The following is a 16,966-nucleotide window of genomic DNA, read 5'->3' on the forward strand; positions in this document are numbered from 1 at the left end:
GTTCTTCCCGGTTTCCCCATCCCATCGAGTACGAGGAGCGTGGTGCGCGGATGAAACGACGCAACCTGACCGCGGTGGCACTGGCCATGACGGGTCTCGGCCTGCTCACGGCCTGCGGCGGCGGCAGCGGCGGCGGAGGCGGCAGCGCCGGCTACAACGCGGCCAACACCTCGGTCGTCAACGCGTCCGACGCGACCGGCGGCACCCTCAACTTCGGGATGACCAACACCCCGGACTCGATCGACCCCGGCAACACCTACTACGCGTTCATGTGGAACTTCTCGCGCCTGTACGCGAGCCCGCTGCTGACCTACAACCCCGCGCCGGGACCGGACGGGCTCAAGCTGGTCCCGAACCTCGCGACGGGGCTCGGGCAGGTCAGCGACAACGGCCTCACCTGGACCTACCACATCCGGTCCGGCATGAAGCTCTCCGACGGCGAGCCGGTCACCACCGCGCAGATCAAGTACGCGGTCGAGCGCGGCAACTTCGCCAAGGACGTGCTGGCCAACGGGCCGAGCTACTTCGCGCAGTACCTAGCGGGCGGGTCGGGCTACCAGGGGCCGTACAAGGACAAGTCCCCCGGCGGCCTGGCGTCGATCGAGACCCCCGACGACACGACGATCGTGTTCCACCTGGCGCAGCCCTTCGCCGACTTCGACTACCTCGTCACGAGCCCGCAGACCGCCCCCGTGCCGCAGGCCAAGGACACGGGCGCGAACTACCAGACAGCCCCGGTCTCGTCCGGGCCGTACATGGTCGAGCCCGGCTCGTTCAACCCCAGCACGGGGCTCAGCCTGGTGAAGAACCCCAACTGGAAGCAGTCGGACACCCCGAGCGTCAAGCAGACGGTGGACCGGATCAACCTGACCTACAACGTCTCCGGTGACGACCTGGACAACAGGCTGCTCAACGGTTCCCTCGACGTCGACGCGTACGGCACCGGCATGCAGACCGCGGGGCGCGCCAAGGTGCTCAACAACCCTGCGACGAAGAAGAACGCCGACGCCGCGCCCTCGGGCTTCGAGTGGTACTTCCCCATCAACACGCAGGTGATCCCCAACGTCGAGTGCCGCAGGGCGATCGAGTACGCCGCGGACAAGACGCTGTTCCAGAACGCCTACGGCGGCCCGGAGGCCGGCGGCGACATCGCGAGCACGGTGCTGCCGCCGAGCGTGATCGGCTACCAGAAGTACGACCTGTACGGGGCGACGACGCAGCCGGGCGGTGACCTGGCGAAGGCCAGGGACGCGCTGGCCAAGTGCGGTCAGCCGGACGGGTTCTCGTTCAACATCGCGATCCGCGGCGACCGCCCCAAGGAGGGCCAGACCGCGCAGGCGCTGCAGCAGTCGCTCGCGAAGGTCGGCATCAGGACCGACATCCTGCAGTACCCGACCGGCGACTACGGGACGAGCTACGCGGGCTCGCCGCAGTTCATGAAGGACCACAACATCGGCATGGCGACCTACGGCTGGTCCGCCGACTGGCCGGAGGGTTTCGGCTACCTGTCGCAGATCGCCGACGGCCGCGCGATCCGGTCCGCGGGCAACTCCAACATCGAGATGCTCGACGACCCGCAGGTGAACCACCTGCTGGACCAGGCGGCGGCGGCCACGGATGCCGCCACCCGCAACGGGTTCTACGCGCAGATCGACCACATCATGATGGACCAGGCGGTGATCCTGCCCGAGCTGTACGCGAGGTCGCTGTTCTACCGGGGGCCGAACCTGACGAACGTCTTCGTGTCACTGGCCTACGGCATGTACGACTACACCCAGCTCGGCAAGAAGTCCTCGTAGTCCCCGGAAGCAGGTGAAGGCACCGGTGGCCGGGGCGTCCCGCGCCGGCCACCGCCGCCGCCGTTCGTGATCACGTTCATCGTCCGCAGGCTGATCTCGGCCGTGGTCCTGCTGATCGTCGTCAGCATGGTGACGTTCGGGATCTTCTTCGTGGTCCCCCGGCTCGCCGGGCAGACCACCGACCAGCTCGCCGCGAACTTCGTCGGCAAGAGCCCCGGTCCCGACGTGCTGCACCAGATCGAGGCGCGGCTCGGGCTCGACCAGCCGCTCTACGCGCAGTACTGGCATTTCGTCAAGGGCGTCGTGGCCGGCGAGGACTACGACACCGGTACCCAGGTCGTGCACTGCTCCGCGCCGTGTTTCGGCTACTCGTTCAAGAACCAGCTGCCGGTGTGGCCGCAGATGGCCGACGCGCTGCCGGTGACGGTGTCACTGGGGCTCGGCGCGGCGGTGCTCTGGGTCGTGACCGGGGTCGGCGTCGGCGTGCTTTCGGCGCTGCGGCGCGGGTCGTGGTTCGACCGCGCCGCGATGAGCACGGCACTGGCCGGGGTGTCGCTGCCGGTGTTCTTCACGGCCCTGATCTGCCTCGCGCTCTTCCGCGACACCCTCCCGGTCTTCCCCGACGCGGGCACCTACATCCCGCTCGCGGAAAACCCGGCGCGGTGGTTCTGGGCGCTCGTGCTGCCGTGGGTCACCCTCGCGTTCCTCTACGCCGCGCTCTACGCACGGCTCACCCGCGCCGGGATGCTGGAAACACTCGGCGAGGACTTCATCCGCACCGCCCGCGCCAAGGGACTGCCGGAGCGGACCGTCGTGCTCAAGCACGGCCTGCGCGCCACGCTCACGCCGATCCTGACCATCTTCGGTCTGGACCTCGGCCTGCTGCTGGGCGGGGCGGTGCTCACGGAAACCGCTTTCTCGCTGCCCGGCCTCGGGCACTACGCGATCGTCGCCATCAACGGCAAGGACCTGCCCGCGATCATGGGCGTGACGCTGCTCGCCGGGTGCTTCATCGTCGTGGCCAACCTGGTCGTGGACATCGGTTACGCCGTCGTCGACCCGAGAGTGCGGTACTCATGAGCTTCCTGGAACTGAAGGACCTGCGGGTGCACTTCCCGACCGACGACGGGCTGGTGAAGGCCGTGGACGGGCTGTCGTGCACGCTGGACCGCGGCCGCACCCTCGGCATCGTGGGCGAGTCCGGCTCGGGCAAGAGCGTCACGAGCCTCGCGGTACTGGGGCTGCACAAGGGCGCGCACATCTCCGGCGAGATCTGGCTCGGCGGCAGGCAGCTCGTCGGCGCACCAGCCGAGGAGGTGCGCCGGCTGCGGGGCAGGCGGATGGCGATGATCTTCCAGGACCCGCTGTCGTCACTGCACCCCTACTACACCGTGGGCAGCCAGATCGTCGAGGCGTACCGGCTGCACAACGACGTCAGCAAGCGGGCCGCCCGCGAGCACGCGATCGACCTGCTGGCCAGGGTCGGGATCCCGCAACCGAAGACACGGGTCGACGACTACCCGCACCAGTTCTCCGGCGGCATGCGCCAGCGGGCCATGATCGCGATGGCCCTGTCGTGCGATCCCGAGCTGCTCATCGCCGACGAGCCGACCACCGCGCTGGACGTCACCGTGCAGGCGCAGATCCTCGACCTGATCCGGGACCTGCAGGAGGAGTTCCACTCGGCGGTCGTGGTGATCACGCACGACCTCGGCGTGGTGGCCGAGCTGGCCGACGACATCCTCGTGATGTACGCGGGGCGGGCGGTCGAGTACGGCACGGCGGCCGACGTGTTCCGGCAGCCGCGCCACCCGTACACGTGGGGCCTGCTCGGTTCGATGCCCCGGCTGGACCGGAACCGCGCCGAACGGCTCCGGCCCATCCCGGGCACGCCGCCGAGTCTCATCACACCGCCGCCCGGGTGCCCGTTCCACCCCCGGTGCGCCTACGCCTCCCGCAACGGTGGCGCGAGCGAGACCGTCGTGCCGGAACTCACCGGCGACGGCCACCAGGCCGCCTGCCACCTCCCGCTCGAGACGCGGCGGGAGATCTGGGAGCACGAGATCAGGCCGGTGCTGTGACCGAGGGGAAGACGATGCTCGAAGTGTCCGGACTGCGCAAGCACTTCCCGGTGCGGCGCGGCCCACTGCGGCGGCGGACGGGTTCGGTTAAGGCGGTCGACGGGCTCGACTTCACTGTCCACAAGGGAGAGACGTTGTCCCTCGTCGGCGAGTCGGGCTGCGGGAAGACCACGACGGGACGGTTGCTGACGCGGCTGCTGGAGCCGACCGGCGGGCGGATCGTGCTCGACGGCACCGACATCACCCACCTGCCGCCGAGCCGGATGCGCCCGTTGCGGCGGGACGTGCAGATGGTGTTCCAGGACCCGTACTCCTCGCTCAACCCGCGGCACACGGTGGGCACGATCATCGGCGCGGCGTTCCGGCTGCAGAAGGTGCCGACGGAGCACGGGGTGAAGCGGGCGGTGCAGGAGCTGCTGGAGCTGGTCGGGCTGAGCCCCGAGCACTACAACCGGTACCCGCACGAGTTTTCGGGCGGGCAGCGGCAGCGGATCGGGATCGCGCGGACGCTGGCGTTGCGGCCGAAGCTGGTCGTGGCCGACGAGCCGGTGTCGGCGCTGGACGTCTCGATCCAGGCCCAGGTGATCAACCTGCTGGAGGACCTGCAGGACGAGCTCGGGCTGACCTACGTGCTCATCGCGCACGACCTGTCCGTGGTGCGGCAGGTGTCCGACCGGGTGGCCGTGATGTACCTGGGCAAGATCGTGGAACTGGCCGACGCCGACGCGCTCTACGCCACGCCGCACCACCCGTACACGGTGGCGCTGCTCTCGGCGGTCCCCGTGCCGGACCCCGGCCGCCGCCGGAAGCGCGACCGGATCCGTCTGTCCGGCGAGACCCCGAGCCCGCTGTCGCCGCCCCCGGCGTGCCGGTTCAGCACCCGCTGCTGGAAGGCCCGCGACGTGTGCCGTACGCAGGAGCCCCCGCTGGCGGAGGTGTCCCCCGGCCGCCGGGTGGCGTGCCACTTCCCGGAGAACGCGGCGGGCGGCGAGCTCCGGGAGCCCGGTGCGTGAGTCCGCGGGGTTGTCTCAGCGCCCGCCCGGCGGCACCGGGTCCAGGCCGGCCTCTGGAAGCTCCGCCTCTGGAAGCTCCTCCTCGGCCGGGTTCCGGCGCACGTCCGCTTCCCGCTCCTGTGGCGGGCGGTGCAGGCACATCAGGACATCGCCGCCATCGGCGCGGTCTCCCACGCGAACCCGTCCGGGTCGGTGAACGGGCCGCCGGCTCCGCCGATCGCGATCCGGTGCGCGCCGTCGCCCTCCGGGGAGACCCCGGCGTCCTTGGCGAGGGCCTTCCGCCGGTACAGGGCCAGCTTGACCGCACCCGCCCCGGCGAACTCGACGTACATCCGGCCGAAGCTCTTCCCCACCGTGAACCCGCGCTCGGTGTAGAACCGCTTGCTGGCGGCCACATCCGCGACGCCGAGGAGGAGCACGACGCTGTCCACCCGCCGGGTGGCCGGGCCGCTGTCCTTCTTCGCCGACGTGGCGACCTTCCAGATCGTCCCGTCCGGCGCCTGCACCACCCCGCCCCAGCCCCACAGCGACTTCGCGACCGGCTTGAGGACGGTGGCTCCGGCGGCCACGGCGGCGTCGACCAGGGCACGGACGTCGGCGGGCTGGGACGCCACCAACGACAGGGTGAACCCGCGGAATCCCGTGCTGGGTTCCTGCGACGCCCGCAGGCGCAGCCGGTCGCCGAGTCCGAAGGCGGCGGCGTAGAAACGTTCGGCGGCCGCGGGATCGGCCACCTCGAGGGTGATCGTGTCGATTGAGGTCATGCCGGTAACGCTAGGTCCGCAGCCGTGACCGCCGCTTCTCGATTCCTGACCGGTCTCCCCCGCTCACCGGTGCGGCGGCCGCGTCCCGGCCCTGGTGTCGACCGGCTCGTCGGTGGCCGTGAGGTGGCGGGCGGTGTTGACCAGGCCCACCATGCTGAACGCCTGCGGGGTGTTGCCCGCCTGGCGCCCCCGCGTGGTGTCGTACTCCTCGCTCAGCAGGCCGACGTCGTTGCGCAGGTCGAGCAGCCGCTCGAACAGGCGCCGCGCCTCGGCCGTGCGGCCGGTGCCGTGGAGCGCGTCGGCGAGCCAGAAGGAACAGGCGAGGAAAGCGCCTTCCTGCCCTTCCAGGCCGTCGACTCCCCCGTCCGCGTCGGGGTCGTAGCGGCGCAGGAAGCCGTCATGGTCGAGTTCCTTCCGCACGGCGTCGACGGTGCCGCGCACGCGCGGGTCCGACCAGGGCAGGAAACCGACCCGCGGGATGAGCAGCAGCGCCGCGTCCAGCCCGCGGGAGCCGTAGAACTGGGTGAACGTGCCGCGCTCGGCGTCGTAGCCGTGCGCGCAGACGTCGTCGAAGATGCGGTCACGCAGGCTCCGCCAGGAATCCGCCGGACCGTCGAGACCGTGGTGCTCGACGGTCCGGACGGCCCGGTCCACCCCGGCCCACGCCATGACCTTCGAGTGCACGAAGTGCCGGCGCGGGCCTCGGACCTCCCACAGGCTGTTGTCCGGCTGGTCCCAGTGGCCTTCGAGGAAGTCGAGCAGCCCGCGTTGCAGGTCCCACGCGGGCTCGACCGTGGGCAGCCCGGCCTCCCGGCTCAGGTGCAGGCCGTCGAGGACCTCGCCCCACACGTCGAGCTGGAACTGGCCGGCGGCGGCGTTGCCCGCGCGCACCGGCGAGGAGCCCTCGTACCCGGCCAGCCAGTCCAAAGTGGACTCGGGCAGGCGGCGGGTGCCGTCGAGGCCGTACATGATCTGCAGGTCGGCGGGATCACCCGCGACCGCCCGCACCAGCCACTCGCGCCACTGCCGGGCCTCGTCGGTGTACCCGGTGCCCAGCAGCGCCTGCAGGGTGAAGGTGGCGTCCCGCAGCCAGCAGTAGCGGTAGTCCCAGTTGCGGGCACCGCCGAACTGCTCGGGCAGTGACGTCGTCGCGGCCGCGAGGATGCCGCCGGTGGGCCGGTAGGTCAGCGCCTTGAGGGTGACCAGTGCGCGGCGGACCTCGGCGGACCACGGGCCCTCGTACCGGCAGCGGGAGATCCACTCCGTCCAGAAGCGCTCGGTGTCCCGCAACGACTCCTCGGGGTCGGCCACCTTCGGGTGCGGCAGGTGGGACTCCCGGTGGGTGAGCACGAACGGCACGCGCTCGCCCTCGGCCACCGTGAACTCCGCCGTGGTGGCCGAGTCGTCCCCGTGCAGGGGCACCGGGGTGCGCAGCCACACGGCGTCGGGACCGGCGACCGCCGCCAGTCCGCCGTCCTGGCGCCGGACCCAGGGGACGATCGAGCCGTAGTCGAACCGCAGCCGCAGCGACATCCGCATCGGCACCCGGCCCGACACGCCTTCGACGATGCGCACCACGTCCGGCGCCTCGCCGCGCGGGGGCATGAAGTCCAGCACCCGCACGGTGCCCTCCGGGGTGTCCCATTCGCTGGACAGGACCAGGGTGTCGCCCCGGTAGCCGCGGCGGGTCGCCGGGCCACCCGACGCGGGGGCCAGCCGCCAGCTGCCCGCCTTCTCGTCGTCGAGCAGCGCGGCGAAGCACGCGGGCGAGTCGAAGCGGGGCAGGCAGAGCCAGTCCACCGCCCCGTCCCGGGACACGAGCGCGGCGGTGTGCAGGTCGCCGAGCAGGGCGTAGTCCTCGATGAGCGCCATCGGCTCAGCCTTCCCCGTCGAGCGTGAGCACCACCTTGACGTCGTCCTCGCCGCCGTCGAAGGCCTCCTTCGCACGTTCGAGCGGGACCCGCCGCGTGATCAGCGCTTCCAGCCAGGAGCGGTCCGCCTTGGCGAGGGCGTCGGCGGCGGCGCGGTAGTGGCGCAGGTTCGCGTTGACGGAGCCGAGCACGACCCCGTTGTCCAGCACCAGGTCCCGGTTGACCGAACCGGCGTCGACGCGCAGCGGGCGGCCGGTGGCGGAGACGCCGGTGAGGCACACGATGCCGTACGGCGCGGTGCCGCTGATGACGTCGAACACGACGGGTCCCGCGCCCGTCGCCTCGATCACGACGTCGGGGCGGAGCCGTTCGGTGACGGCCGCCGCGTCTTCGGCGTGGTACGTGGCGCCCAGCCTCGATACCAGGCCCGGCTTCGGCCCGTCCTCCACCCGGTCCAGCACGTGCACGTCGAGCCCGCGCTGGACGCCGAGCAGCGCGGCGAGCAGCCCGATCGGGCCCGCTCCGGTGACGAGTGCCCGGCGGGGCTCGAACCAGGCCCGCTCGCCCACCCGCTGCACCTCGTCCCAGGCCTTGGCGACGACCGTGGTCGGCTCCATCAGCACCCCGGTCTCGTGCAGCCCCGGGTCCAGGCGGACGGCGTAGTCGGCCTCGACCGTCCACAGTGTACTGCCGTAGCCGTCGAGCTCCTTGATCCCGCGCTCGGTGTAGCGGCCGTTGCGGCACATGTCGAACTGCCCCCGCGCGCAGGCGCCGCAGGGCTCCGGGTCCGGCCGTCGCACGACACCGACCACGAGGTCCCCCTCGGCAAAGTCGCCGCCCCGCGGCGCGCGGCGGACCCGGCCGAGCGACTCGTGGCCGAGCACGAGCCGGTCCCTGCCCGGTGGTGCCCAGCCGTACTCGCCGCGGGCGATCTCCTTGTCCGTGCCGCACACGCCGAGCGCGAGCCCCTCGACGAGCAGTTCGTGCTCCCCCGGCTCCGGGTCGGGCACCTCGGACACGGCCAGTGAGCCGCCGTGGCCGGGGATGACGGTCAGCGCACGCATTTCCGGTTCCTTCCCTCGGGTTGCTCCAGTGCCGCCCGGACCTTCCGCACCAGCCTGTCCGGTCGCGGCCGGACGGGCGCGGGCCAGGCCGCGAGGACGTCGGGCGGTTCGTTGCGTTCCGGCTCGACGGCCAGGCTCCAGCCGCCGTCACTGCTCCACTGGAGCATCAGGAACCGCCCCGGGTGGCGCGGCGAACGGTCGGCGAGCGCGATGTAGGCGGTGGACGGCGCGTTGGGCTCGCTCCAGCACGCCGCGGGTTCGACGCCGAGCAGCCCCGCGACCGCCTCGACGTAGCGGCGCAGCGCCTCGCGCCGCGCGTGTTCCGGTTCGGGTTTCACGGTTTCCTCCGCTTCAGCCGACCGCGAAGGCTTCGATGTCGGGTTTGAGCGTGAGCCCGTGCCCGGGCACGCCCGGGTCGGGCGCGACGCGGCCGCACGCCGGGTCGAGCGCTCCGTCGAAGAACCGCGACTCGATGCGGTCGTGGTCGGCGAACCATTCCAGGTGCCGGAAGTTCGGCGTGGCCGCGGCCACGTGCGCGGACAGGTTCGGCGCGCAGTGGGCCGACACCTCGCGGTTCGCGGCGGCGGCGACGGCCGCGGCGCGGCGCCATTCGGTGTACCCGCCGCACCGGGTCACGTCGATCTGCAGGCAGTCGACGGCGGGCACCATGCGCGCGAAGTAGGGCAGGTCGTAGCCGTACTCCCCCGCCGCGACGTCCATCGTGGTCTTCGCGCGCAGCTCCGCCAGGCCCGCCAGGTCGTCGCTGGACACCGGTTCCTCGAACCAGCGCACGTCGTGGTCCTCCAGCCGGCGGGCGATCCGGCGGGCCTGGCCGATCGAGTAGCCGCCGTTGGCGTCGACGTACAGCTCGGCGTCGTGGCCGATCACCGAACGCGCGGCGCGGACGCGGGCGAGGTCGCGCTCGGGTTCGCCGCCCCACGCCTCCCCGATCTTGATCTTCACCCGCGGGATGCCCTGCCGGTGCACCCACCCGTCGAGCCGCGCCCGCAGCTGGGGCACGCTCTCGCTGGTGAAACCACCGCTGCCGTACAGCTCGACCTCGTCCCGCACCCGGCCGAGCAGGCGGCTGAGCGACAGCCCCGCGACCCTGGCGGCGGCGTCCCAGAGCGCTATGTCCACAGCGGACAGTGCACAGGAGACGATCCCGGGGCGGCCGAGGTTGCGGATCCGGCGGCGCATCGCCTCCCACCGCGCCGGCACGTCGAGCACCTCCTGGCCCTTGACCACCGGGGCGAGCACCCCGGTGACGACGTCGGCCACGGCGGCGTCGGCGTAGGTCCAGCCCAGCCCCGTTTCCCCGCCGGCCAGTACGTGGACGACGACCACCGCGGTGTAGAGGTCGAAGGGGATCCTCGTGTGCACGCAGCCCTGTCCGAAATGGCCGTACAGCGCGGGCCCGGTGTCGCTCGCGTACCCGAACTCCTCGTACAGCCGCTGCAGCCGGCGCAGGTAGTCGCCCAGCCGCTCCGGCGGGACGGCGGAGTCCTCCCAGCCCTCGAACGTGTCCGGGCGGTCCGGCACGTGGGCGGTCGCCCCGAGCCCGGCCTCGCGGACCTGCCACAGCTCGTGCTCCCGGTCCGGGTCGTCGAGGAACGAGACCGCCGGGTCGTGCTCGGTGTCGTGGAGCGCGGCGAGCATCCGGTGCGCCCGCTCGTCGGCCTCGTCGGTGGTGTCCCCGCCGAACTGGACCATCAGGAACGCCTTGCCCTCGGGCAGTTCCCGCAGGGCCCGCGGGTTGAGGTGCTTGATGCGCTCGTCGCGGATCAGCTTCGCGTCCAGCCCCTCCAGCGCGATCGGCTCGTGCGGCAGGATCGAGGGCACCGCGTCGGCCGCCCTGTCTACGCTGGGGTAGCCGAGCACGACCAGTGTGCGCTCGCGGACGACGGGGACCAGCTTCAGCTCCGCGCGCAACACCGTGACCAAAGTGGACTCGCTGCCGACCAGCAGGCCCGCGACGTCGAACCCGTGCTCGGGCAGCAGGGAGTCGAGGTTGTACCCGGACACGCGGCGCGGGATGTCCGGGAAGCGGGCGCGGACCTCATCGGCGTACCGGTCGCGCAACGCCCGCAACTGCCGGTAGATCGCCGCCTTCGGGTCACCGCGGCGCTCGATCTCCGCGTACTCCTCGTCGGTCGTGGGGCCGCACCAGAACCGCGTGCCGTCGTAGCAGAGCACCTCCAGCGCGGCGATGTTGTCGACGACCTTGCCCGTGCGCTGGGCCGTCGCCCCGCACGAGTTGTTGCCGATCATGCCGCCGAGCGTGCAGTTCGGGTGCGTCGCGGGCTCGGGGCCGAACCGCAGCCCGGTCGGCGCGAGCCGCCGGTTCAGCTCGTCGAGCACGATGCCCGGCTGCACCACGCACGTGCGGGCCGCGGCGTCCACGGATTCCAGCCGGTGGCAGTACTTCGACCAGTCGAGCACGAGCGCGGTGTTGGTGCACTGGCCCGCGAGGCTCGTGCCGCCGCCTCGCGAAAGCACCGGCGCGCCGTGTTCACGCGCGACCGCGACGGCCTCCGCGGCCGCCTCCGGGGTGCGGGGCACCACGACCCCGATCGGCACCTGCCGGAAGTTCGAGGCGTCGGTCGAGTACGCCGCGCGGCTCCCGCGGTCGAACCGGACCTCGCCGTCCACGCGCTCGCGGAGCGCCGCGGCGAGCGCCTCGACGTCCGTTCGTCCGTTTTCATACCGGATCACCGGATCCGGCAGGTTCGTCGTACTCATCCGACCTCCCGCGTCCGTCTACCCCTACAATACTTGCGTGACGCAAAAGTGCATGGCGAACGAGGACACGCGGGTGGCACTGGCCGCCCTGCGCACCATGGTGTCCATCGGGGACGCCACCCTCGCGAAGGTGACGAACCAGCTGACCCTCACCCAGTTCCGCGCGCTGCGCACGGTCGCCGAGCGCACCCCCGTGACCATCACCCGCGTCGCGCAGGAACTGGAGCTCAACCCGTCTTCCGTGACGCGGGCCTGCGAAAAGCTGGTCGCGCTCGGCCTGGTGAACCGGGCGCAGAACCCCCTCAACCGGCGGGAGACCCTGCTCGCCCCGACCGCGCGGGGCCGCCAGATCGTCGACCAGGTCGACGCCGACCGCCAGGAGGTGCTCGGCGCGGTGCTGGACCGGCTGAGCCCGGAAACCCGGGCCGCGGTCGTCGCCGCGTTCGCCGAGTTCACCGCAGCCGCCGCCGAGCATTGATGCGTCGCGCAAAGATCATGAACGGAAGCCGGCCTCGGCGGGCGCCGGGCGTCCCGGGGCACCGTTGAGGCGGTGCCGCTCGTGGATGTACACCGCCTGGCCGATGGCACCGAGCATCATGCCGAACGAGCCGACGATGAACAGCCAGATCGCGACGAGCTCGACCGCCTTCCAGAGGAACAGCACGCTCCCGACGAAGAAGATCACGTTGCCGACCACTCCGATGGCGAGGTGGACAGCCGGGAATTCGCGGATGAACTCCTTGGTACGCACAGTTGCTCCTCCCGCTGCGGGCACGATCCTTCGTCCCTGACACCTTCCCGCGCACCGGGCACGGCAAACGGCAACCGGGGTCACGATGTCGCCGGCGTCCACTTCGGACCGTCCCGGCCATACCCGGACCGCATGACGAGGTGCGGAACAGGTCTTGGACGCGGTGACCGGCGGCGAGTTCGCTGGGTGCCATGACCACCGACTACCGCGCCCAGACCGTGCTGCTCACCGGAGCGAGTTCCGGTATCGGGGCGGCGTTCGCCAGGGCACTGGCCGCACGCGGCGCTGACCTCGTGCTCGTCGCCCGGCGCGCGGACCGCCTGACCTCGCTGGCGGAGGAACTCCGCCGCTCCACCGGCGTCCGCGTCGAAGCGCTCCCCGCGGACCTGTCCCGCCCGGACGTCGCGGACGCACTCCGCCAAGCGGTCGCCCAGCGGGGCATCCAGGTCACGGGCTTGATCAACAACGCCGCGTCCGGGTCGTTCGCCCCGTTCGCCGGTTCCGATCCCGGCACCCTTTCCGCCGAGATCGCCGTCGGCGCACTGGCGCCGATGCGGCTGACGGCGGCGTTCCTCCCCGCGATGGTGCACGCCGGCCACGGCTTCGTCGTCAACGTCGCCAGCGTGTCCGCTTTCCTGCCCTCTCCCCGGATGGCGGTCTACGGCGCCACGAAAGCCTTCACGCTCAGCTTCACGGAGTCACTGTGGACGGAGCTGCGTGGCACCGGGGTCACCGTGTTCGCGGTTTGCCCCGGCGCCACCGCCACCGAATTCACCCGCGACTTGGGGCCGGACGCCGCCGTGCTGACCGCTGGACGAGTACGCCGGCCAGACGACGTCGTGAACACGGCGCTGAACCACCTCGACAGCCGCGGCCCCGGCCCCGTCGTCATCGACGGGCGTTCGGACAGGTTCGGCGTGCTCGCGACCCGGCTGCTGAGCCGCCGGCGAACCGCGCTGATGATGACGCGCGTCTTCGACCCCGGCCGCTTGCCCGCGCGGTGAAGCGGAGGCCCGGCCCCGCTAGAGAGCCCGGCCGAGGGCTTCGGTCAGCGCGACCGGGGTGATCTCGAGGTGGTCGAAGCGCCAGCCGTGCTCAGTGCGGCGTGCCCGGTAGCGGTGCACCCCGGCCGCGATGGCCTCGGTCGCGTCGTCGATCACGAACACGGCGACGTCGTGCGCCCGCACCGCGGCGGTGTCGCCCTGGACCTCGATGACGAGGTTGGACTTGTTGTGCAGGGTGCGGACGTACCTGTCGTGGCCCGAGCGCGCCAGTTCGATGAGCGCCGTGACACCGCGGGCCTCCCCGCGCGGGGAAGTGACGACGACGTCCTCGGTGAACAGCCGGGCGGTCTCGTCGTAGCGGCTCTCGTCGATCCACAGGCTGTGGCGGGCGACCAGATCGGCGAGTTCGGCGCGGTCGGCGAGCTCACAGGTCAGGTTTTCGGTGGTGGACATGGGGCCTCCTCGGGCAGCGCCACGGATAACCGTTTGGGCGGCTAACGTTTGTCTACCGAACGATATCACAATCGTTGGCCGGTCCAACGATTTGGTAGGCTCGCCCCGTGGAGAACCCGCCCGAGGACCCGCCCCCCGGCTGGCAGAGCCTGCCCAGCTGGCTGCTCACCCAGACCGCCCAGCACGCGCACCGCCTGGTGGCCGACGGGTTCTCGGCCGTCGGGGCACGCGGCTACCACTACCGCCTGCTGGCGACGCTGGAGGAGTCCGGTCCGGCCAGCCAGGCCACGCTCGGCCGCCGCAGCGGCATCCACCTCAGCGACATGGTCGCGACGGTCAACGACCTCGCCGAGCGCGGACTGGTCGAGCGCGCGCCCGACCCCGCCGACCGGCGGCGCAACGTCATCTCGCTGACCGCCGCGGGCAGGCGGCAGCTCCGGCGGCTGGAGAAGCGGCTGGCCGAAACGCAGGAAGAACTGCTGGCCCCGCTGTCCCCCAGGGAGCGGCAGCGGTTGACCGAGCTGCTGTCCAGGCTGCTGGACCACCACAACCGGCACCCCTGAGCGTGATACCTGGGGAGTATCACGAGGTACCGGATCGGTGTTGGCCGTCTTCGCGACCGCTGCGGAGGATCGGCGGCAGGAGCACGAACGCACAAGCTGTTCCCCTGCCCGGCGGCACGTGGTCCCTGGGCGACCTCACCGTCACCCGGTTCGGCTACGGCGCCATGCAGCTGGCCGGCCCCGGGGTCATGGGCCCGCCGGCCGACCACGACGGCGCACTCGCCGTCCTGCGCAAGGCAGTGGAACTCGGCATCACCCACATCGACACCGCGGCCGCCTACGGCCCCCGCATCACCAACGAGCTGATCCGCGAGGCGCTGCACCCGTACCCCGAACCGCTGCTCATCGCGACCAAGGTGGGCGCCGACCGCGACGAGCAGGGTGGCTGGCCGCCCGCCCGGCAGCCCGCCGACCTTCGCCGCTCCGTGCACGAGAACCTGGAAACCCTGGGCGTCGAGCGGCTCGACCTGGTCAACCTCCGGCTCGGTGACGCACAGGGGCCGCGGCCGGGCTCGCTCGCCGAGGCGCTGGGCACCCTGGTCGAACTCCAGCAACAGGGCCTGATCCGGCACCTGGGCGTCTCCAACGCCACCAGGGAGCAGGTCGCCGAAGCGCTGACGATCGCGCCCATCGTGTGCGTGCAGAACCTGTACAACCTCGCCTACCGGCACGACGACGCGTTGATCGACGAGCTCGCCGGCAAGGGCATCGCGTACGTGCCCTTCTTCCCGCTCGGCGGGTTCAGCCCGCTCCAGTCCTCGGCGCTGTCGGCCGTCGCCTCCCGCCTGGGCACGACGCCACTGTCGGTCGCGCTGGCCTGGTTGCTGCACCGGTCACCGAACATCCTGCTCATCCCGGGCACGTCGTCGGTCGCGCACCTGACCGAGAACGTCGCGGGCGCCGGAATCCGGCTCTCCGAGGACGACCTCGCCGAACTGGACAAGATCGGCGCGACGGAGCACGTCGCCGGGTGATCCGGGACCGGGCGCACGCGGTCGACGAGACCACCGCGTGCGCCCGTAGTGGCCCTACTGCCCGCCCGGAACCCGCGGTCGGTGCCCGACATGCACAGGTAGGGCGGCGCCTGGTTCTGGTACCGGAAGTTGCCGTCCGCGGCGGCGGTCGCGTCACCCTTGGGCGCGGCGAAAGCCGGACCGGCGGCCGCGACCGTCAGCGCGGCGACAGCGCACAAGAGGGCAGTGGTCTTGCCGAACAGGTGTTTCCGACAAGACGGTCCCGGCGATTCGTCAGCAAGGGTGGGAAAGGCGCGCGGCACGGCAGCGGTGGGTTCCGGGCCGGCGTCGACCTCACCTGGCGCTTGGACGACATCAAACGGGCGCTGTGGGCGCACTTCGGCGTCGGCCGGTCCGCCGAGATCCTGGAGCTGCACCGGCGACGACCGGGGCTGATCACTCCGTACACTTTGGACTACGCGCAGCACGGTGCGGAGGCCGCGGCCCGGGTGGACGCCGCGACCGGCCGTGCCCTCGAACTCGCCGTCCAGGAGCAGCTGGATCGCGTGCTGGCCCGCTACGACGCACTGGTGCTGCCGACCGTGGGTGCGACCTCCTTCGCAGCCGGGGAGGGCTACGTCGGCACGAAGCTGGTCGTGGACGGCGGGGAACTGGACCACTTCTCCGACGCGTCGCTCACGCCGGCGTTCAACATCTGCTCGGCACACCCGGTGGTGGCCGTCCCCTCGGGCTGGGCTTCGCACGGTGTGCCCACCGGGGTGCAGGTCGTCGCCGGGAAGTGGGCCGACACCACGGCTTTCCGCGTGGCGGCGGCCATCGAGCGCGGGGTGCGCGCCGGGTGCGCGGGGGACCGGCGGCCTGTCGTCGCGTAGCCCTTCCAGCGGCAAAGTTGAGATTGACTTCGGATTCAGTTTCTGCCCACAATCGTGCACACCCCACTGGATCCAAGTCGCCGAAGGACGCCGATGGACACCTCCAAGCTCTTCTCCCTCGCCGGGCGGTCGGCGTTGATCACGGGTGGTTCCCGGGGGATCGGACGGATGATCGCGGCGGGTTTCCTCGCCCAGGGCGCCCGCGTGTACCTCTCGGCACGCAAGGCCGAAGCGTGTGACCAGGCCGCGGCGGAACTGTCGGAGCTGGGCACGTGCGTGTCGTTGCCCGCCGACGTCTCGACCCGCGAAGGGATCGACGAGCTGGCCGCCCGCTACCGAGCGCGCGAACCGTCGCTGGACATCCTCGTCAACAACGCGGGCACCGCCTGGTCGGCCCCGTTCGACGAGTTCCCGGAGTCCGGCTGGGACAAGGTGATGGACCTCAACGTCAAGAGTGTCTTCTTCCTCACCCAGGCGCTGAAACCCGATCTGGCGGCGGCGGCGACCGATCACCTCGCGAAGGTCATCAACGTCGCCTCGATCGACGGGCTCTCGATGCACCCCTACGAGACCTACTCGTACCACGCGAGCAAGGCGGCGGTCCTCCACCTCACCAAGCGGATGGCGTTGCGCCTCATCCAGGACCGGATCGCCGTCAGCGCGATCGCCCCCGGGGCGTTCCCCTCGGCGATGAACACCGACGCCCGCGACACCCCCGGGAAGATCCTCGGGCACATCCCCGCCGCCCGGATCGGTGAACCCGAGGACATGGCGGGAGTGGCGATCTACCTGGCGTCCCGGGCCGGTGACTACGTCGTCGGCTCGACGGTCCCCGTCGACGGCGGGGTCTTGCTGACCCGTTGAGAGCCTCCCGCCCGGCTTGGCACTCGAAGCCCATTCCCCCAAACATGAACCTGAGTTAGGTTTCAAAAAGTCGTTGACCGCCGCTGTGGCGGAAGCTACATTTTTCGAAGATGTAACACGACCCGGGGGAACCGCTACGAGTCAGGAGAAT

The 16,966-nt window shown here is 71.4% G+C and carries 17 protein-coding genes; 10 read left to right on the forward strand and 7 right to left on the reverse strand.

The features are described from left to right. The first annotated feature begins 50 nt into the window (after window positions 1-50). The 4 genes from ABFX51_RS18280 (at window position 51) to ABFX51_RS18295 (ending at window position 4,893) form a co-directional block, all read left to right on the forward strand. Entirely contained in the window at window positions 51-1,799 is a 1,749-nt protein-coding gene (locus ABFX51_RS18280; protein WP_091510527.1) for an ABC transporter substrate-binding protein, read from the forward strand. A 66-nt stretch (window positions 1,800-1,865) separates the two neighbouring features. Next, a complete protein-coding gene (locus ABFX51_RS18285; RefSeq protein ID WP_091510524.1) occupies window positions 1,866-2,879 on the forward strand; it encodes an ABC transporter permease in 1,014 nt (337 codons plus the stop codon). Beyond that, complete coding sequence (locus ABFX51_RS18290) at window positions 2,876-3,880, forward strand: ABC transporter ATP-binding protein (RefSeq protein WP_091510522.1); 1,005 nt, start codon at window positions 2,876-2,878, stop codon at window positions 3,878-3,880. The genes ABFX51_RS18285 and ABFX51_RS18290 overlap by 4 nt, the downstream gene beginning before the upstream one ends. Before the next feature lie 14 nt (window positions 3,881-3,894). Then, window positions 3,895-4,893 (forward strand): ABC transporter ATP-binding protein, encoded by a 999-nt coding sequence (locus ABFX51_RS18295; protein WP_091510811.1) that lies wholly within the window; start codon window positions 3,895-3,897, stop codon window positions 4,891-4,893. A 140-nt stretch (window positions 4,894-5,033) separates the two neighbouring features. Here the strand turns inward: ABFX51_RS18295 and ABFX51_RS18300 are convergent, their stop codons facing one another. From ABFX51_RS18300 to ABFX51_RS18320, 5 genes are all read right to left on the reverse strand, one after another. Continuing rightward, the gene (locus tag ABFX51_RS18300) at window positions 5,034-5,657 is read right to left on the reverse strand and encodes a glyoxalase (RefSeq protein ID WP_346054311.1); all 624 of its coding nucleotides are present in this window, start codon (window positions 5,655-5,657) and stop codon (window positions 5,034-5,036) included. Between the two features lie 63 nt (window positions 5,658-5,720). Next, window positions 5,721-7,529 carry a glycoside hydrolase family 15 protein gene (locus ABFX51_RS18305; RefSeq protein WP_346054312.1) on the reverse strand — a complete coding sequence of 603 codons (1,809 nt, stop codon included), beginning with the start codon at window positions 7,527-7,529 and terminating at the stop codon, window positions 5,721-5,723. A gap of 4 nt (window positions 7,530-7,533) precedes the next feature. After that, complete coding sequence (locus ABFX51_RS18310) at window positions 7,534-8,592, reverse strand: glucose 1-dehydrogenase (RefSeq protein WP_091510515.1); 1,059 nt, start codon at window positions 8,590-8,592, stop codon at window positions 7,534-7,536. Then, window positions 8,580-8,930: a DUF6292 family protein gene (locus tag ABFX51_RS18315; RefSeq protein ID WP_091510513.1), complete on the reverse strand. Its 351-nt coding sequence runs from the start codon at window positions 8,928-8,930 to the stop codon at window positions 8,580-8,582. Before ABFX51_RS18315 ends, ABFX51_RS18310 begins: the two co-directional genes overlap by 13 nt. 13 nt (window positions 8,931-8,943) lie before the next feature. Further along, the gene (locus tag ABFX51_RS18320) at window positions 8,944-11,334 is read right to left on the reverse strand and encodes an enolase C-terminal domain-like protein (RefSeq protein WP_091510510.1); all 2,391 of its coding nucleotides are present in this window, start codon (window positions 11,332-11,334) and stop codon (window positions 8,944-8,946) included. Window positions 11,335-11,371: 37 nt separating this feature from the next. Between ABFX51_RS18320 and ABFX51_RS18325 the strand changes: the two genes are divergently transcribed. Beyond that, a complete protein-coding gene (locus ABFX51_RS18325; RefSeq protein WP_245783184.1) occupies window positions 11,372-11,812 on the forward strand; it encodes a MarR family winged helix-turn-helix transcriptional regulator in 441 nt (146 codons plus the stop codon). 15 nt (window positions 11,813-11,827) lie between these two features. Here the strand turns inward: ABFX51_RS18325 and ABFX51_RS18330 are convergent, their stop codons facing one another. Next, window positions 11,828-12,085 carry a YrhK family protein gene (locus tag ABFX51_RS18330; RefSeq protein ID WP_091510505.1) on the reverse strand — a complete coding sequence of 86 codons (258 nt, stop codon included), beginning with the start codon at window positions 12,083-12,085 and terminating at the stop codon, window positions 11,828-11,830. Between the two features lie 191 nt (window positions 12,086-12,276). Here ABFX51_RS18330 and ABFX51_RS18335 point away from each other — a divergent pair, with 191 nt between their 5' ends. Beyond that, the gene (locus ABFX51_RS18335; RefSeq protein WP_091510502.1) at window positions 12,277-13,089 is read left to right on the forward strand and encodes an SDR family NAD(P)-dependent oxidoreductase; all 813 of its coding nucleotides are present in this window, start codon (window positions 12,277-12,279) and stop codon (window positions 13,087-13,089) included. 18 nt (window positions 13,090-13,107) lie between these two features. Here the strand turns inward: ABFX51_RS18335 and ABFX51_RS18340 are convergent, their stop codons facing one another. Next, a complete protein-coding gene (locus tag ABFX51_RS18340) occupies window positions 13,108-13,542 on the reverse strand; it encodes a nuclear transport factor 2 family protein (protein WP_091510500.1) in 435 nt (144 codons plus the stop codon). A gap of 107 nt (window positions 13,543-13,649) precedes the next feature. Between ABFX51_RS18340 and ABFX51_RS18345 the strand changes: the two genes are divergently transcribed. The 4 genes from ABFX51_RS18345 to ABFX51_RS18360 all read left to right on the forward strand — a co-directional run bounded on the left by ABFX51_RS18345 (window position 13,650) and on the right by ABFX51_RS18360 (window position 16,815). Next, a complete protein-coding gene (locus ABFX51_RS18345; RefSeq protein WP_091510498.1) occupies window positions 13,650-14,105 on the forward strand; it encodes a MarR family winged helix-turn-helix transcriptional regulator in 456 nt (151 codons plus the stop codon). A gap of 104 nt (window positions 14,106-14,209) precedes the next feature. Further along, a complete protein-coding gene (locus ABFX51_RS18350) occupies window positions 14,210-15,079 on the forward strand; it encodes an aldo/keto reductase family oxidoreductase (RefSeq protein ID WP_091510808.1) in 870 nt (289 codons plus the stop codon). Window positions 15,080-15,423: 344 nt separating this feature from the next. Further along, window positions 15,424-15,951 (forward strand): amidase family protein, encoded by a 528-nt coding sequence (locus ABFX51_RS18355; protein WP_346054313.1) that lies wholly within the window; start codon window positions 15,424-15,426, stop codon window positions 15,949-15,951. 93 nt (window positions 15,952-16,044) lie between these two features. After that, window positions 16,045-16,815, forward strand: coding sequence for an SDR family oxidoreductase (locus ABFX51_RS18360; protein ID WP_091510493.1), 771 nt, complete (start codon window positions 16,045-16,047; stop codon window positions 16,813-16,815). Window positions 16,816-16,966: the final 151 nt, after the last annotated feature.

Origin of the sequence: Amycolatopsis dongchuanensis, from assembly GCF_039542405.1 — a bacterium.
Taxonomy (GTDB): domain Bacteria; phylum Actinomycetota; class Actinomycetes; order Mycobacteriales; family Pseudonocardiaceae; genus Amycolatopsis_E; species Amycolatopsis_E sacchari.

Coding starts and splice junctions, on each gene's coding strand:
- ABFX51_RS18360 (WP_091510493.1), top strand. CDS start 16,045: ATGGACACCTCCAAGCTCTTCTCCCTCGCCGGGCGGTCGGCGTTGATC.
- ABFX51_RS18310 (WP_091510515.1), bottom strand. CDS start 8,592: ATGCGTGCGCTGACCGTCATCCCCGGCCACGGCGGCTCACTGGCCGTG.
- ABFX51_RS18305 (WP_346054312.1), bottom strand. CDS start 7,529: ATGGCGCTCATCGAGGACTACGCCCTGCTCGGCGACCTGCACACCGCC.
- ABFX51_RS18300 (WP_346054311.1), bottom strand. CDS start 5,657: ATGACCTCAATCGACACGATCACCCTCGAGGTGGCCGATCCCGCGGCC.
- ABFX51_RS18320 (WP_091510510.1), bottom strand. CDS start 11,334: ATGAGTACGACGAACCTGCCGGATCCGGTGATCCGGTATGAAAACGGA.
- ABFX51_RS18295 (WP_091510811.1), top strand. CDS start 3,895: ATGCTCGAAGTGTCCGGACTGCGCAAGCACTTCCCGGTGCGGCGCGGC.
- ABFX51_RS18280 (WP_091510527.1), top strand. CDS start 51: ATGAAACGACGCAACCTGACCGCGGTGGCACTGGCCATGACGGGTCTC.
- ABFX51_RS18335 (WP_091510502.1), top strand. CDS start 12,277: ATGACCACCGACTACCGCGCCCAGACCGTGCTGCTCACCGGAGCGAGT.
- ABFX51_RS18290 (WP_091510522.1), top strand. CDS start 2,876: ATGAGCTTCCTGGAACTGAAGGACCTGCGGGTGCACTTCCCGACCGAC.
- ABFX51_RS18340 (WP_091510500.1), bottom strand. CDS start 13,542: ATGTCCACCACCGAAAACCTGACCTGTGAGCTCGCCGACCGCGCCGAA.